This is a genomic window from Photobacterium jeanii (genome assembly GCF_001650345.1).
Taxonomy (GTDB): domain Bacteria; phylum Pseudomonadota; class Gammaproteobacteria; order Enterobacterales; family Vibrionaceae; genus Photobacterium; species Photobacterium jeanii.
The window spans coordinates 1-14858 of sequence record NZ_LVHF01000027.1; the positions used below are offsets into that span (position 1 = coordinate 1).

The window sequence follows — 14858 nt, forward strand, 5'->3', positions numbered from 1 at the left end:
GCTACGTGCTGGGCAGTCAGTATTGAAAACTGTTTTGTACACTTCGTTAAACGCCGCAAAGTCTTCGATATTTGCAAGGTAACAAGTCGTTTTTAGGATGGTATCAACATCGCCACCACCTGCTTCAACAACGCTTACTAGGTTTTTCAGTGATTGTTCAGACTGTGCGCTGATCCCACCGTCAACCACTTTGCTGGTTGCAGCATCAACAGGAAGCTGGCCAGAAGTGAAGATAAGGTTGTTGTAAGCCGTACCGTGAGAGTAGGGACCGATAGCTGCTGGTGCGTTGTCTGAAGTTACGACAGTTTTCATTTTTTATACCTTATAAATTGCTCACAGTTGCAATTTAATTTGAGTGTTACTGCAACTGAATTTGCAAATATAATACAAAAAAAATTGCACTTAGCAATAATAAATTCGAAATTTTCTTAATGTCTTTGCTCTTTTTGTTACGTAAAGTGGCGCTTTATAGGCTGTGTCCTGTGTTTTTATGATCTAGTTAACACTTTTATGTTATGCATGAAATTTTGCTTGTTCAATTTTTTGGTCTCAAATATATTTGCGCCTGCAAATAATTTTGATAGCTCGATGTGAGAGTCGTAAAAATGAAAAAACAATTAATTAATGCTGGTTTGAAAGCCATAGCACCTTTGTGTATTGGCGCATTTCCTTTCTCGTTTATTGTGGGTGCAGTAAGTATTCAGGCGGGAATGGACATAGTGCAAAGTACGCTATGGGCGTTCACTGTATTTGCAGGTTCTGCACAAATGGTGGCGTTAGGTCTGTTCCAATCAGGCGCAAGCATGGCAGTGATCATGCTAACTACTTTTATTATTAACCTTCGCCATGTGCTATACAGCGCATCCATGTCTGAGCATACCAAGGAATATCCCCTACATATTCGTATGCTGATGTCTTACGGTCTGACTGATGAAGTGTACGCATCAACCATTACCGAAGTGCGCAAAGAAAAAGAAGGTCGTCATTGGTTCTACCTTGCAGCCATGTTTGGTTTCTGGGGTAACTGGGTACTAGCGAACATGCTAGGTGCACTAGTGGGTACTTCTTTCCCTGATATTGCTAACTACGGTTTAGAGTTTGCGATGATCGCTGCCTTTATCGCGATTGTTATTCCACAAGTGAAAAGCCGTGAATGTATTGTGGCGGCAGTGGTTGCAACGATTTCAGGTATCTTACTATCTGGTTTACCACATTCACTTGGTTTAGTTATTGCTGCAGCAATCGGTGTACTTGCAGGTTACCAAATGGACCGTGCAACAGAAAAAGAGCAACTAGCTCAACAACAAGCGACAGAAGCAGAGGGCGCATAAGATGGACATGACTACTTTCTTGATTTTCACTTTAGGTATGGCTGCTGTGACTTTCGCAATTCGTTTCTCTGTGATTGGTATGGCGGGTTCGTTTGAAATGTCTGAGCGCATGAAACGCACTTTACGCTTTGTACCAGTAACAGTACTACCTGCAATTATTGCTGTAGAGATCTTAGGTGCTGGTCCGAACATGGTTTTCAGCCTAGAAAATCCACGTGTCCTTGCTGCGATTGTTTGTACCATTGTGAGCCTACGTTTTGATTTAGTGTGGGTGGTACTGAGTGGTATGGCATCACTATTGTTTTTCCAAACTATCCTTGGCTAGTTGATTTTTGGCGGAAGGAATCGCCTGCTTTTGTTGACTGACTTTTTCCTACATATTGTTATCTCATTCCCCCATTGAGTTTCATCAAAGCGCAGCCTAACAGCTGCGCTTTTTTTGTTGTTAGGCTTGTACGCCCAGCGACCACAAATTCTTCCTACTGTTATCTCATATTTAATCACTTCAAATGAGTTGCCTGACGTGAGCCTCTCTCTCAAGTTAAAGCTGTGTTTGTCATGATAGATAAAGTGGAGCGTGGTACAGATGAAAGTGAATAGTGATAAGACTCCGCAAAGTCATGGACGTAGTTAGTTCTTGCTTCACAAGGATTAGAGGCTAATTAGTACCACATCAGTAGTGGGTTAGCGGTAAGTAAATGCTTTGATAGATCCTTGAGGTAAAACAAGATGATAAATGAGAGGGGCAATGGAGCAGATGAGGGTTGAATAATAAAGAGGGCAATTGATTCGAAGAGCTGTCGGAGTGATAAGAGAGAGCGTCGATGCAGTCGATAGCAGGGTGGATAACAGTGTGGCAAATAGAGAAGTAAGAGTGCGAGTTGTATCTGTTAGGCATTCAAATGCTTGATATACATGCAATAAAAAAGGCGCTCGAAGCGCCTTTTTTTGCAACTTGTAACTAAAATTACAGGTGCATACCGATACGCCAGATCATAGCGTCACCGTAGCCTTTGTAACCTAGTTTGTTGTAGAAGTAACGGTATTGAACACCAGTGTAGAAACGCTCAGTGATATCAACCCAAAGACCTACAGCACCGTTGTGACCAGTTTCACCGTGTTGTGCACCAGCGTAACCATCGTTACGTGCTAGCTCAGTTTCGTGCCAGTTAGTTACCATTAGAGGTAGACCAGCAACGTCGAATTTGTAACCAGCGTTCCAACCAACCATGTAGCCGTTGAAGCCGTTAGCATCGATAACTTTACCGCTTGAATCTTTAAAGTCAGCCGCAGATACATCGTGGATACCAGCAAAAGGTTTGAACCAGTAGTTGTCGCCAGTTAGACCAGTGTAACCTAAACCGATAACACGGTTTTGTTCGCTGCTGAATTTGTTATCGATGATGTTGTAAACTTGCGCGTAAGCTGTGAAGTCACCAACTACTTTGTAGTGAACAGAGAACTTAGCAGCTTGGCTACGGTCAGTAGAAGCCATGTTTAGCTTTTCGTACTCGTAGAAACCGTAGATTTCACCCCAGTCAAAACCAGCACCACCTTCAGCACCAACAGTGTAGTGTGCAGGGCGTTCTACTTTCTCAGCGCCTTGTTCCCAGTTTAGGTAGTCGCCGTAAACGTTAGCAAAGCCGTAGTGATATTCAGCTTGTGCAGGAAGTGCTGCAGCAGCAGCAAGTGCAGTTAGTGCCACTAGTGATTTACGCATGGTTCAAACTCTCGTTGATTATGTCGTCAGTGTATACAGGCTTTTTTTTTGCATTTGCCTGATTGATGGCGAGCATTCTATGGGTTTATGTCACTGTTGTGAATGTAACGTTTGCGCAATCCTTTGCTGAATGTGATCTTGATCTAATGTAATCGGTTACATTTTGCTTTTTTTTGTGATTTGGGTCATGAAATAAATTGAACTTTTTAGGATAAGTATGAAGTCGCGTGATTTTTTGCGGTAAAAATAACCACAGAAATGCCTGGAAGTGTATGGCAGATTGTCAATATTGTTCGACATCAACAAATTTAGACCTTTGTTGATGCCGTTCGATAGGAGGGAATTATTGCTAATACTGGTATGCTGTCAAACTAACTAGGCTCGCTTGCCTGAGGTTCTTTCTGTGGTTGCTGTTTATGCACTAAATGAATAAGCAACAGCACAGGTAAACCTATCATCGCCGTTGTGAAGAAAAAGGTGTTATAGCCAAAGTGATCGACGTATACCCCTGAGAAACCAGCTATGAACTTAGGGAATAACAGCATGATAGAGCTAAACAGGGCATACTGAGTCGCTGAGAAGGCCACATTGGTTAAACTCGACATATAAGTAATGAAGGCTGCCGTCGCAATACCTGCACTCAAGTTATCTAATGAGATCACCGTAGTTAGCATTGGCAAGCTGTTGCCCATGTATGTAAAAGCAACAAACAGTAAGTTAGTACAAGCTGATAAGATCGCGCCCAAGGCCAAGATACGCATGGTGCCGAATTTGCTCACCATGATTCCACCTAAACCTGCGCCAGCTAGGGTCATGATCACCCCATAAACTTTAGATACTGATGCCACTTGCGTTTTGGTGAAGCCCATATCGACATAGAAGGCGTTCGCCATTACTCCCATGACGACATCGGAAATACGGTAACAGCCAATCAACACCAAGATTAATAGCGCATGGCGACCATAACGATTAAAGAAGTCTTTGAACGGCATGACGGCAGCGGTGTAGAACCAAGCGACAGTGCGAGCAAGTAGAGGGTGAGTCCCTTTATTGATCAGATCATGGCGAAGGTCACGCTCGGTATTATCAATCGCGCTAGAGTCAATATTTGGCTCTTTGATGCATAGGGCGGTGATTAAGCCCACCAGCATAAAGCCAGCCATGATGAAGTAGGCCATTTTCCAGCCCACCACATCGTAGGCTTCGTCTGAGCCAAACAATGCGGCAAAGGCTAGTGCACCCGCACCCGCCATGATCATTGCAAGTCGATAACCTGTCATATATGCCGCTGCTAAAGCCGCTTGCAGGCGTTCAGAGGCAAGTTCAATCCTATACGCATCGATAACGATATCTTGTGAGGCAGAAGCAAAAGCCACTATGACGGCAAAAATCGCAAGCTGGAATAGATCGGCTTGCGGGTTACTAAGCGCCATACCGCACAATGAGGCGATAATTAATAGCTGCGAGAACACCATCCATCCACGGCGACGACCAAGTAAGGATGAAAACACAGGGATTGGAAAGCGGTCAATCAAAGGTGACCATATCCATTTGAAGCCGTAGGCCAGTGCCACCCAGCTAAAAAAGCCAATATCGGTTCGACTCACTTCGGCTTCACGAAGCCAAAAAGACAGGGTGCCGAAAACCAATAGGATAGGTAGCCCAGAAGAGAAACCCAATGCAAGCATGATGAGCACTTTACGCTCTAGGTAAACACGCCAGCCAAGTTTGGCTGTGTCTTGATTGTCAGAATCCTTCAATGATTGCTCCATGTGTTCCTCAAAGAAAAGTGTGAGTGTTACAACATCCCCAGCCGTGCCAAGCCTCGCTTATTTACAGCCTAAATCATCAGCGATGAGTTGTACTAGGGGCAATTACACTGACACTTTCTTTTTCTGTAAGTTGTAGTTGGTGACCCTAATGGGAGTTGAGATCAAACGGTATTTAGTTGTTGTAAGTAGATTAGTGATAGAAAGCAAGGATGAGGTGCGATTTTTACCTGAAATAAACATAAAGGTGTATTTGTTGCTCACTCTTAATGGTGTAAACACTATTAAATACCTGTTTTGTTAGCTTTTTACTCGATGTAAAAAGCTAACTATGTTCATTCAAAGTTGTGTCTGCGTTGCTATTACAGCGAATGGGCTACAGCGAATGGGCAAGTTAAGGGCGAGTGCCTTGGACATTGTCCGGAGCCGGACCAATTCCCAGTAAGAAGTTAGCGCACAAAGTCACCTTGTGTTGAACAAACATATTGCCAAGCAATTGATGTTCTTCGATGGCTTCAAGTAGGTGTAATAAGTACCAATAGGTGGCTTCGTATTGGTTGTCGGGTTGATCCGCAGGAATCGCAAGTCCCCACCATTCATGGAGGTGTTCGGTACAGGTTTTTTCAAGAGAGGAAAAACACGTTTCACCGTGAAGTGTATTGAGGGTTGCCAGCGCGAGGATAGGGGCAAACTCTTCAACATGGGCGTGTACGGTTTGCGTAATGGCCTGCGGGGAAAGGCTGTTATTAGAAATTAGAGTCAGCATAAAATCACCAGAGTGTCGGATCACACTCTGGTGATCGTCACTTAGTTATTAATAGTTTTAATTGTCTTAATAACTATAGGTTGCTGCGGGACATCTTTCATACCCATTGAGCGGATAGTTGTAGTCGGGATCGCCGCCATTTTTTCGATTACTGCGAAGCCCTTCACAACTTTACCAAAAACAGCATAGCCAGGTTGAGTACCGTTAGCGTTCAAGAAGCTGTTATTTTGGTAGTTGATGTAGAACTGGCGAGTCGCTGAATTAGGATCTTGCGTGCGCGCCATCGCAATGGTTGCGCGATCATTTTTCAGACCATTGGTGCCTTCGTTCTTGATTGGGTCGTAAGTTGGACGACGGTTTAGATCTTCATCAAAGCCGCCACCTTGAGCCATAAACCCAGGGATCACGCGATGGAAAATGGTGCCTTCATAGCTACCGTCTTCTACATAACGTAAGAAGTTTTTGCTGCTGATAGGCGCTTTTTCTTCATCTAATTGAATGGTGAAATCACCTAGGTTGGTAGACACTTCCACTTGTGTTGCTGCCCACACAGAGGCGGATAGCAGTGAAGAAGCAACCAGCGTAAGCGCAGTTAGCGTTTTGCGCATTATAGGTTCTCCTGCATGTAGTTATTTAGTTCAGCATCAGCATAAATGTCGTTTAGCACTGCTGTCATCAGGTTGTTTAGCGCTAGTTCCATATCTTCGGTCGATGCACTCATTGCACCGCTTTTATCTGACTTGCCAGCGTAACGTTTCACAAATTTACCTTTCGGAGTATCAACCACGAGTTGAAGCTGAAGTTTGCTGCTTAGCTCATGGCTCATCACGCTGTGTTTAACGTTAACCATTGCTTCTAGAATATCGAGACGAAGCGTACCTTTACTATTTTTATCCAGTTTGTAGCCTTGTGCTGTTAGTTGGCGTGCTAGTGCGTCTTCCAGAGTGACACGTAAGTTTTGAGAAGCGTGGATCGGTTCAACATTTTGACGACCAGTATCAACAACCGCGATAAATTGCGCAGGACGAAGATCTTGGCTTGTTAGGTTAACGTGAGTGCCGTTAACACTAGCTTGCGTCGCAATCACTGGTGTTGGTGCCAACGTCAATTGCGGCGCTTGTGGTGCAGAACAAGCAGACAGAGCTAGAACCGAGGCTGCTAATAAAAACTTCTTCATTTTCTTATCCTTAGCTGAAGTAACTGTGCCTGCCTAGTGATCTAGGTTGTGTGGAACAGGCAAAATCGAACGACATATGATACTGAAGCTGACCATCAGATTCAGTACTGGTTTTTTTATTTGCTAGAACGATAAATAATAAATTTATTGTTTTGGGCAATTTTGGTCACGTTGCCAAATAAGCGTTTCATTTTGTCATCGTATCCTAACTGACGATTTCCAATTACGATTAACTGTCCGTTAGGGCGAAGAACATGCTTTGCATCACAGAACATTTGCCACGCAATATGATCTGTGATGGTATTTTGCTGATGGAACGGAGGGTTGCACAACACCAAATCTGCTGAGTCAGCTTCCATATTATCTAAGCAGTTGTTGACGATGGCGTGAATCTGTTCTGGCGTGTCTAAATTTAATTCAGCATTTGCGCGACAAGATGCCGCTGCCATGTGGCTTTCATCGACACTGGTAACTTTGGCTTGCGGGTTGAGCTGCGCTGCCTTCAAACTGATCACCCCGTTGCCACATCCCAAATCAATGATGTGCTTTAGGCTTGGGTCTTGTGGAATATGATCCAGCAAGAAGCGACCACCGATATCAAGGCTTTCACCTGAGAAAACATTGGCATGGTTGGTGATGGTAAAACCGTGTTCAGGTACATCCCACTGCACGGGTTGCGGCATAGGTTGCGCCAGGGCTTTATTGGGTTTGATGAACACCAAGCGGGCCTTTTTCACTGCCAGTGAGGTTTTGGTTTCCCCGAGGTATTTTTCGCACAGCTTGAGCGTTGAAGTGTGGATTTCCTTCACTTTGGCTGCGCCAATAATGATGCAGTCTTCAGGCACAAGGTGACAAAGCTGTTGCAGCTGCCAGCTCAGTAGGCGGTAGTTCTTCGGAATTTTGAGCAGCACAAGTTGGGGATTGGCTGGCAAATCGTCAAGCGCACTACGCATATCGATGCTTGGCAGTTGATTATCCGCAAGGTTTTGTAGGCAGCCTTGTTGAGCAACAAAAGAGTCACTCACATTGGTGACTGGCGCTTTATCGGCAAACCAACAGCTAAGAGCGCCAAAGCTGTCGTTGAAGATCAGAATTGGTCGTTGTGGGTCGAGTGCCATCTCATGGGTATGGTTGATCAGGTACTCATCTGCGGCATCCCATGCTTGCAGGGTCTCGTTCTTTCGTAAAGGAAATCGAGCAAGTTGTAAGGTGCGATCATGCAGAGTTAGCGCTGGTTTCATTACGGATAACTTTCAGGTATGTTTACAAAATTACTACTATTGTCGCAAAACCTTCGGGACGCGTCACATAGTTTGTTTACTCAGACAGCCTTTGCGGCGATTTTTGCAAGGCGTTTTATCGCAATAGGTACTTTTCATGCTCCAAGCTCATATTCAAGATAAATTGGAACAGGCGTTTGCGCCGCTTCACTTAGAAGTGCTTAACGAAAGCTACATGCACAATGTGCCTGCAGGCTCTGAAAGTCATTTTAAAGTGGTGATTGTGAGCGCTGCATTTGAAGGGCAACGTTTGTTAGCACGTCACCGCGCAGTGAATACCGTGTTGGCTGATGAGCTCGCCACTCAGATCCACGCTTTGGCAATGCACACCTACACTGAAAGTGAGTGGCAAAACCTGTTTGATGGTGCACCAGCTTCACCGTCATGCCGAGGTGGTGGTAAATAACCACGCGGTAAACGAAGACGATAAACAACGCCCTTATTAGTGGTTGCTAATAAGGGCGTTGTTGTAAGTGCTGCGTTTGCGGATAAAGCGCTGATTTTAAGTTGATCTTGTATTTGTGATAGGTCGTGAGAATTGGCAATAAATTGCAAGAGGATCTTTGAAGCAATGAACAGTATTTGTACAACATATCTCGTATTATTTTGCTTCCTATAACAAGGGGCTGACTATACTGGATGTGGGCTGGTCACCGTGGGTAACAAGGATGTGGCAATGAGAGAGTCGTTAGTAGCAACGGTGATGAGAAAAATTGTGGTAATGATCGCAGCGGTTGTGGCGCTGGCGGGGTTAGTTGCTTGCGAAGAACAAGATTCATCGGCCGTGAAAGAGCAAAAAGCCCATGTGGAATGGAAGTTAGTAACGTCATGGCCAAAAGGCTTTCCTGGATTAGGCTATGCGTCTGACTATTTTGCCGAGCAAGTACAACGCTTGAGTGCAGGGCGGATGGTGATTACCGTTTATGGTGCTGGTGAGCTTGTGCCAAGCTTTGATGTTTTCAATGCAGTGTCTAAGGGCACGGTGCAAATGGGGCACTCTGCGGCTTATTATTGGCAAGACAAAATTCCTGCGGCACCATTTTTTGCTTCGATTCCTTTTGGCATGACTGCGCAAGAGATGAATGCTTGGCTACACTTTGGAGGTGGGCTCGAATTATGGCAAGAGCTGTATGAGCCTTATGGCGTAATCCCAATGGCGGGAGGCAACACAGGGGCGCAGATGGGTGGTTGGTTTAACACTCAGATTAACCAAGTGAGTGATCTCAAAGGGTTAAAAATGCGTTTACCTGGTTATGGTGCTGAAGTTCTAAAGCGGGCTGGGGGGATCCCTGTTAGCTTGCCAGGCGGTGAGCTTTTTACTGCATTAGAAACGGGCGCTATTGATGCAACCGAATGGGTGGGACCTTATAATGACTTAGCGTTTGGTCTTCACAACGCCGCCAAATATTATTACTACCCTGCTTGGCATGAACCGGGTACCAACATGGAGTTTTTGATCAATAAAGAGGCGTTTGCTTCTTTACCTGATGATCTTAAAGCCATTGTGACTATCGCAGCTCGCGCAGCGAATCAGAATATGTTGGATGAGTACACGGTAAGGAACGTCAATGCCCTCAACGTCTTGCAACATGAGCATGGCGTTATTCTCAAAGCCTTTCCAAAGCCTGTTTTAGCACATTTGCGTTTGATGAATACGCAAGTGATGACTGAGTTGAGTAAACAATACCCGAGCGTTGCTAAGATCAACGACTCATATCAGCGATTTTTAAGCTCTGTTCGCGAGTATGGGCGAGTGACCGACAATGCCGATGTTAATATTGATTAACATCCTGAACGTTTGGTAACAGTGAGCATAAAATCACTTGATGAAGAGTTGTTGCAAGTGTTGACTTGTTGTTTTCGCTATGTGTTTTTTTGAGTCAAAGTGAGAATGAGATGTTTAAAAGCATTATTGGTGTGATTTGTGGGTGAGTTCAAATTTATTCACTACTGCTACCATTGCCTTCTCATTCATTGCCGATTTTCGCCCCGATTAGTTCGGATTAACATAGTAAAAACCGTTCGATTAATGATAGAATCGCGGGCTTGAAAAAAGCGTGTCATAGAAATATGTGACGAGCTAGTTAATAGGATGTTGCGGTGTCGATGTTGGATTAAATCGGCCTCGGACGATGGAAAGTCGTGTCTTAATTGCGCAATCGAAAATTTTTTTTTCCCGTTAATGTAGTGCAAGTGCGTATGATTACAATAAAAAAGGGTCTGGATATCCCAATTTCAGGGACTCCTACCCAGGCAATCAATGATGGCAATGCCATCTCACGTGTTGCCTTGCTTGGCGAAGAATATGTTGGTATGCGTCCTACAATGCATACTCGCGTAGGGGACGTAGTGAAGAAAGGTCAGGTACTTTTTGAAGACAAAAAGAACCCAGGCGTTAAATTCACTGCTCCAGCCGCTGGTAAGGTAATTGAAATCAACCGTGGTGCTAAACGTGTTCTGCAATCGGTAGTAATCGATGTAGAAGGCGAAGAGCAAATCACATTTAACAGCTACACTGCTGATCAGCTAGCCTCTCTTGAGCGCTCAGCTATCGTAGAGCAGCTTGTTGAATCTGGTATGTGGACAGCACTTCGTACCCGTCCATTCAGTAAGGTTCCTGCTATCGATGCTGAAACAAAGGCTATCTTTGTTACAGCTATGGATACTAACCCGCTTGCTGCAAACCCAGAGCTAGTGATCAACGAACAAAGCGAAGCTTTTGTTGCTGGTCTAACGCTGCTTTCTCGTCTAACTGGCGACAAAGTAATGGTATGTAAAGCTGGTGCAAGTCTACCTCGTAGTACTGAAGCGAACGTTGAAGAACATGTATTCAACGGCCCGCACCCTGCTGGTCTTGTGGGTACTCACATCCACAAACTTTTTGGTGCAGATGCTAATAACATCGCGTGGCACATCAACTACCAAGACGTGATTGCGTTCGGTAAGCTTTTCCTAACCGGTGAGCTATACACAGATCGCGTAGTATCACTAGCTGGTCCAGTTGTTAACAACCCTCGTTTAGTGCGTACTCAAATCGGTGCTTCTATCGAGCAGCTAACTGACTCAGAGCTAATGCCTGGTCAAATCCGTGTTCTTTCAGGCTCTGTTCTGAGTGCAACAAAAGCTGCGGGTCCACATGCTTACCTAGGTCGTTACCACCTTCAAGTAACGGCACTTCGTGAAGGCTATGAAAAAGAATTCATGGGCTGGATCGCACCAGGTAAAAACAAATTCTCTGTTACACGTGCTTTCTTGAGCCAGTTCTTCCCTGGTCAGTTGTTCAACATGACAACCACGACTAATGGTAGTGAGCGTTCAATGGTGCCAATCGGTAACTACGAGAAAGTAATGCCTTTGGATATCGAGCCAACATTGCTTCTTCGTGATCTATGTGCTGGTGACACTGATAGCGCAACCCTACTAGGTGCACTTGAGCTTGATGAAGAAGATCTAGCACTTTGTACGTACGTATGCCCAGGTAAGTATGAGTTTGGTCCTCTACTACGTGAGTGCTTGGACAAGATTGAGAAGGAAGGGTAATTCATGGGTCTCAAGAATTTCCTAGAAGACATTGAACACCACTTTGAACCAGGTGGTAAGCATGAGAAGTGGTTTGCGCTTTACGAAGCATTCGCAACTCTTATGTACACACCGGGTCAAGTGACACGTACTGGTTCACATGTCCGTGATAGTATCGACCTGAAACGTATCATGATCATGGTATGGTTCGCGGTATTCCCAGCTATGTTCTGGGGTATGTACAACACAGGTCACCAAGCAATTACAGCACTTAACCACATGTACGTGGGTGAGCAACTAGCTGGAATCATCGCAGGTGATTGGCACTACTGGCTAACGCAAATGTTAGGCGGCACGCTAGCAGCTGATGCTGGCTGGGGTAGCAAAATGCTACTGGGTGCGACTTACTTCCTACCTATCTACGCAGTGGTATTTGCTGTAGGTGGTTTCTGGGAAGTACTTTTCTGTATGGTGCGTAAGCACGAAGTAAACGAAGGTTTCTTCGTAACTTCTATCCTGTTCGCACTTATCGTTCCTGCTACGCTACCACTTTGGCAAGCTGCACTAGGTATTACCTTCGGTGTTGTTGTTGCTAAAGAAATCTTCGGTGGTACTGGTCGTAACTTCCTTAACCCTGCGCTTGCAGGTCGTGCCTTCCTGTTCTTCGCATACCCAGCTCAGATCTCTGGTGATCTAGTATGGACTGCGGCTGACGGTTTCTCTGGCGCAACTGCACTAAGCCAATGGGCGAACGGTGGTCAAGCTTCTGTACTTAACACAGTTACAGGTGAAGCGATCACTTGGATGGACGCGTTTATCGGTCGTATCCCAGGTTCAATCGGTGAAGTTTCTACGCTAGCTATCATTCTTGGTGGCGCAATGATCGTATTCATGGGCATCGCTTCATGGCGCATCATCGCGGGTACTATGATTGGTATGATCGCGACAGCAACGCTATTCAACATCATCGGTTCTGACACTAACGCAATGTTCAGCATGCCTTGGCACTGGCACCTAGTTCTAGGTGGTTTTGCATTCGGTATGATGTTCATGGCGACTGACCCAGTATCAGCTGCATTTACCAACAAAGGTAAGTGGTGGTACGGCGCACTAATCGGTGCGATGGCTGTGATGATTCGTGTGGTTAACCCAGCGTACCCAGAAGGTATGATGCTGGCGATCCTATTCGCGAACCTATTCGCTCCTCTATTTGACAACCTAGTTGTTCAAGGCAACATCAAACGGAGACTAGCTCGCCATGTCAAGTAATAACGATAGCATTAAAAAGACGCTGATTGTTGTTATCGCGCTGAGCTTAGTGTGCTCTATCGTGGTATCAACTGCGGCGGTTTCTCTTCGTCCACTACAGCAAAAAAATGCAGTAGAAGACGTGCAACGTAACATCCTGTCTGTTGCTGGCCTACTTGAAGGCGCTTCAAGCATTCAGGAAGCTTACGGTCAGTTCATCGAGCCTAAGCTTGTTGACCTTAAGACTGGTGAGTTCGTTGAGCAAACTGAAGCGGGTCAAACTGCGGCTCAGTACAACCAACGTGTTGCGGCTAAAGATCCTGCGCAATCTGTGAAGCTATCAGCTGATCAAGATATCGCGAAGATCATCCGTCGTGCGAACGTTGCAACTGTTTACCTAGTTAAAGACGCAAACAACAACATTGAAAAATTGATCCTACCGGTACACGGTAACGGTCTATGGTCAATGATGTACGCGTTTGTAGCTGTTGAAACTGACGGCAACACAGTTTCTGGTATCACTTACTACCAACAAGGTGAAACTCCTGGATTGGGTGGTGAAATCGAGAACCCGAACTGGCGTGCACAGTTTGAAGGTAAGAAACTGTTTGATGACAACAACCAACCTGCTATTCGCGTAGTTAAAGGCGGTGCAACTCCTGGTGATATCCACGGTGTTGACGGTCTTTCTGGTGCGACGCTAACTGGTAACGGTGTACAACACACCTTCGACTTCTGGTTAGGCGATAATGGCTTCGGTCCTTTCCTAGCTAAGGTTCGTGAGGGAGGCCTGAACAATGGCTGATTCTAAAGAAATGAAAAAGATCCTGTTTGCGCCGTTCATCGATAACAACCCGATCGCGCTACAGATCCTTGGTGTTTGTTCTGCACTTGCGGTAACAACGAAACTAGAAACAGCGTTCGTAATGACGCTAGCTGTTACTTTCGTAACAGCGTTTTCTAACTTCTTTGTATCGCTAGTTCGTAACCACATCCCTAACAGTGTACGTATCATCGCGCAGATGGCGATCATTGCATCACTAGTAATCCTGGTTGACCAGGTACTGAAAGCATTTGTTTACGATATTTCTAAGCAGCTTTCTGTATTCGTTGGCCTGATCATTACTAACTGTATCGTAATGGGTCGTGCGGAAGCATACGCAATGAAATCTGAGCCACTACCATCACTAATCGACGGTATTGGTAACGGTCTTGGCTACGGTTTCGTACTGATCACTGTTGGCTTCTTCCGTGAACTACTAGGTTCAGGCAAGCTATTTGGTATCGAGGTTCTACCTCTAGTATCTGACGGCGGTTGGTACCAACCAAACGGCATGATGCTACTAGCACCATCAGCTTTCTTCCTGATTGGTTTCATGATCTGGGCAATCCGTATTGTTCGTCCAGAACAAGTAGAAGCGAAGGAGTAAGGGGAACATGGAACATTATCTAAGCCTATTAGTTCGTTCGATCTTCATCGAGAACATGGCACTTTCGTTCTTCTTAGGTATGTGTACATTCCTTGCGGTATCTAAGAAAGTTAAGACTTCTTTCGGTCTTGGTGTTGCGGTAATCGTTGTACTAACGATTGCGGTACCAGTGAACAATCTAGTTTACAACCTACTACTGAAAGACGGTGCCCTTGTTGAAGGTGTGGACTTAAGCTTCCTTAACTTCATTACCTTTATCGGTGTTATCGCGGCATTGGTACAGATCCTAGAGATGGTGTTAGACCGTTTCTTCCCACCTCTGTACAACGCACTAGGTATTTTCCTACCACTGATCACAGTTAACTGTGCGATCTTCGGTGGCGTATCTTTCATGGTACAGCGTGATTACAGCTTTGCTGAATCTGTCGTTTACGGTTTCGGCTCTGGTACTGGTTGGATGCTGGCAATCGTTGCTCTTGCGGGTATCCGTGAGAAGATGAAGTATTCAGACGTACCTCCAGGTCTTCGTGGTCTAGGTATTACCTTCATCACAGTAGGCCTAATGGCACTTGGCTTTATGTCATTCTCTGGCGTACAGCTGTAATCAGGATAAGTAAG

Annotated in this window: 16 protein-coding genes; 9 read left to right on the forward strand and 7 right to left on the reverse strand. The window is 45.2% G+C overall.

From position 1 onward, the window contains the following. Nucleotides 1-312 (reverse strand): Rid family detoxifying hydrolase (locus A3K86_RS12660; RefSeq protein WP_068331499.1); only part of this gene is annotated, 312 nt, incomplete at its 3' end. A gap of 293 nt (nucleotides 313-605) precedes the next feature. Between A3K86_RS12660 and A3K86_RS12665 the strand changes: the two genes are divergently transcribed. Together A3K86_RS12665 and A3K86_RS12670 are read left to right on the forward strand one after the other, a co-directional pair. Continuing rightward, on the forward strand, nucleotides 606-1331 hold the full coding sequence (locus tag A3K86_RS12665; protein WP_068331500.1) for an AzlC family ABC transporter permease: 726 nt from the start codon (nucleotides 606-608) through the stop codon (nucleotides 1329-1331). A 1-nt stretch (nucleotide 1332) separates the two neighbouring features. Then, nucleotides 1333-1656 carry an AzlD domain-containing protein gene (locus tag A3K86_RS12670; RefSeq protein WP_068331501.1) on the forward strand — a complete coding sequence of 108 codons (324 nt, stop codon included), beginning with the start codon at nucleotides 1333-1335 and terminating at the stop codon, nucleotides 1654-1656. 642 nt (nucleotides 1657-2298) lie between these two features. Here A3K86_RS12670 and A3K86_RS12675 read toward each other — a convergent pair. From A3K86_RS12675 to A3K86_RS12700, 6 genes are all read right to left on the reverse strand, one after another. Then, nucleotides 2299-3051, reverse strand: coding sequence for an outer membrane protein OmpK (locus tag A3K86_RS12675; RefSeq protein WP_068331502.1), 753 nt, complete (start codon nucleotides 3049-3051; stop codon nucleotides 2299-2301). A 371-nt stretch (nucleotides 3052-3422) separates the two neighbouring features. Next, nucleotides 3423-4811 carry an AmpG family muropeptide MFS transporter gene (locus A3K86_RS12680; protein WP_232321991.1) on the reverse strand — a complete coding sequence of 463 codons (1389 nt, stop codon included), beginning with the start codon at nucleotides 4809-4811 and terminating at the stop codon, nucleotides 3423-3425. Nucleotides 4812-5214: 403 nt separating this feature from the next. Beyond that, a complete protein-coding gene (locus A3K86_RS12685) occupies nucleotides 5215-5586 on the reverse strand; it encodes a hypothetical protein (RefSeq protein WP_068331504.1) in 372 nt (123 codons plus the stop codon). 41 nt (nucleotides 5587-5627) lie between these two features. Next, entirely contained in the window at nucleotides 5628-6194 is a 567-nt protein-coding gene (locus A3K86_RS12690) for a peptidylprolyl isomerase (protein ID WP_068331505.1), read from the reverse strand. Continuing rightward, entirely contained in the window at nucleotides 6194-6763 is a 570-nt protein-coding gene (locus A3K86_RS12695) for a YajG family lipoprotein (protein ID WP_068331506.1), read from the reverse strand. The genes A3K86_RS12690 and A3K86_RS12695 overlap by 1 nt, the downstream gene beginning before the upstream one ends. A gap of 116 nt (nucleotides 6764-6879) precedes the next feature. Next, the gene (locus A3K86_RS12700) at nucleotides 6880-8004 is read right to left on the reverse strand and encodes a methyltransferase (protein WP_068331507.1); all 1125 of its coding nucleotides are present in this window, start codon (nucleotides 8002-8004) and stop codon (nucleotides 6880-6882) included. Nucleotides 8005-8140: 136 nt separating this feature from the next. Here A3K86_RS12700 and bolA point away from each other — a divergent pair, with 136 nt between their 5' ends. The 7 genes from bolA (at nucleotide 8141) to nqrE (ending at nucleotide 14844) form a co-directional block, all read left to right on the forward strand. Then, nucleotides 8141-8449: a transcriptional regulator BolA gene (bolA, locus tag A3K86_RS12705; protein ID WP_068331508.1), complete on the forward strand. Its 309-nt coding sequence runs from the start codon at nucleotides 8141-8143 to the stop codon at nucleotides 8447-8449. 270 nt (nucleotides 8450-8719) lie between these two features. Then, a complete protein-coding gene (locus A3K86_RS12710) occupies nucleotides 8720-9829 on the forward strand; it encodes a TRAP transporter substrate-binding protein (protein WP_232321992.1) in 1110 nt (369 codons plus the stop codon). 413 nt (nucleotides 9830-10242) lie between these two features. Further along, on the forward strand, nucleotides 10243-11583 hold the full coding sequence (locus tag A3K86_RS12715) for a Na(+)-translocating NADH-quinone reductase subunit A (protein WP_068331628.1): 1341 nt from the start codon (nucleotides 10243-10245) through the stop codon (nucleotides 11581-11583). Between the two features lie 3 nt (nucleotides 11584-11586). Then, nucleotides 11587-12831, forward strand: a complete 1245-nt coding sequence (locus A3K86_RS12720; RefSeq protein ID WP_068331509.1) for an NADH:ubiquinone reductase (Na(+)-transporting) subunit B — start codon at nucleotides 11587-11589, stop codon at nucleotides 12829-12831. Next, a complete protein-coding gene (locus A3K86_RS12725; RefSeq protein ID WP_068331510.1) occupies nucleotides 12821-13615 on the forward strand; it encodes a Na(+)-translocating NADH-quinone reductase subunit C in 795 nt (264 codons plus the stop codon). The genes A3K86_RS12720 and A3K86_RS12725 overlap by 11 nt, the downstream gene beginning before the upstream one ends. Further along, nucleotides 13608-14240, forward strand: a complete 633-nt coding sequence (locus tag A3K86_RS12730) for an NADH:ubiquinone reductase (Na(+)-transporting) subunit D (RefSeq protein ID WP_068331511.1) — start codon at nucleotides 13608-13610, stop codon at nucleotides 14238-14240. Before A3K86_RS12725 ends, A3K86_RS12730 begins: the two co-directional genes overlap by 8 nt. Before the next feature lie 7 nt (nucleotides 14241-14247). Next, nucleotides 14248-14844: an NADH:ubiquinone reductase (Na(+)-transporting) subunit E gene (gene nqrE / locus A3K86_RS12735; protein WP_068331513.1), complete on the forward strand. Its 597-nt coding sequence runs from the start codon at nucleotides 14248-14250 to the stop codon at nucleotides 14842-14844. Nucleotides 14845-14858: the final 14 nt, after the last annotated feature.

Excerpts from the sequence above, each read along its gene's own strand:
- A3K86_RS12665 (WP_068331500.1), top strand. The coding sequence starts at position 606 with ATGAAAAAACAATTAATTAATGCTGGTTTGAAAGCCATAGCACCTTTG.
- A3K86_RS12670 (WP_068331501.1), top strand. The coding sequence starts at position 1,333 with ATGGACATGACTACTTTCTTGATTTTCACTTTAGGTATGGCTGCTGTG.
- A3K86_RS12675 (WP_068331502.1), bottom strand. The coding sequence starts at position 3,051 with ATGCGTAAATCACTAGTGGCACTAACTGCACTTGCTGCTGCTGCAGCA.
- A3K86_RS12685 (WP_068331504.1), bottom strand. The coding sequence starts at position 5,586 with ATGCTGACTCTAATTTCTAATAACAGCCTTTCCCCGCAGGCCATTACG.
- A3K86_RS12690 (WP_068331505.1), bottom strand. The coding sequence starts at position 6,194 with ATGCGCAAAACGCTAACTGCGCTTACGCTGGTTGCTTCTTCACTGCTA.
- A3K86_RS12695 (WP_068331506.1), bottom strand. The coding sequence starts at position 6,763 with ATGAAGAAGTTTTTATTAGCAGCCTCGGTTCTAGCTCTGTCTGCTTGT.
- A3K86_RS12700 (WP_068331507.1), bottom strand. The coding sequence starts at position 8,004 with ATGAAACCAGCGCTAACTCTGCATGATCGCACCTTACAACTTGCTCGA.
- bolA (WP_068331508.1), top strand. The coding sequence starts at position 8,141 with ATGCTCCAAGCTCATATTCAAGATAAATTGGAACAGGCGTTTGCGCCG.
- A3K86_RS12710 (WP_232321992.1), top strand. The coding sequence starts at position 8,720 with ATGAGAGAGTCGTTAGTAGCAACGGTGATGAGAAAAATTGTGGTAATG.
- A3K86_RS12715 (WP_068331628.1), top strand. The coding sequence starts at position 10,243 with ATGATTACAATAAAAAAGGGTCTGGATATCCCAATTTCAGGGACTCCT.
- A3K86_RS12720 (WP_068331509.1), top strand. The coding sequence starts at position 11,587 with ATGGGTCTCAAGAATTTCCTAGAAGACATTGAACACCACTTTGAACCA.
- A3K86_RS12725 (WP_068331510.1), top strand. The coding sequence starts at position 12,821 with ATGTCAAGTAATAACGATAGCATTAAAAAGACGCTGATTGTTGTTATC.
- A3K86_RS12730 (WP_068331511.1), top strand. The coding sequence starts at position 13,608 with ATGGCTGATTCTAAAGAAATGAAAAAGATCCTGTTTGCGCCGTTCATC.
- nqrE (WP_068331513.1), top strand. The coding sequence starts at position 14,248 with ATGGAACATTATCTAAGCCTATTAGTTCGTTCGATCTTCATCGAGAAC.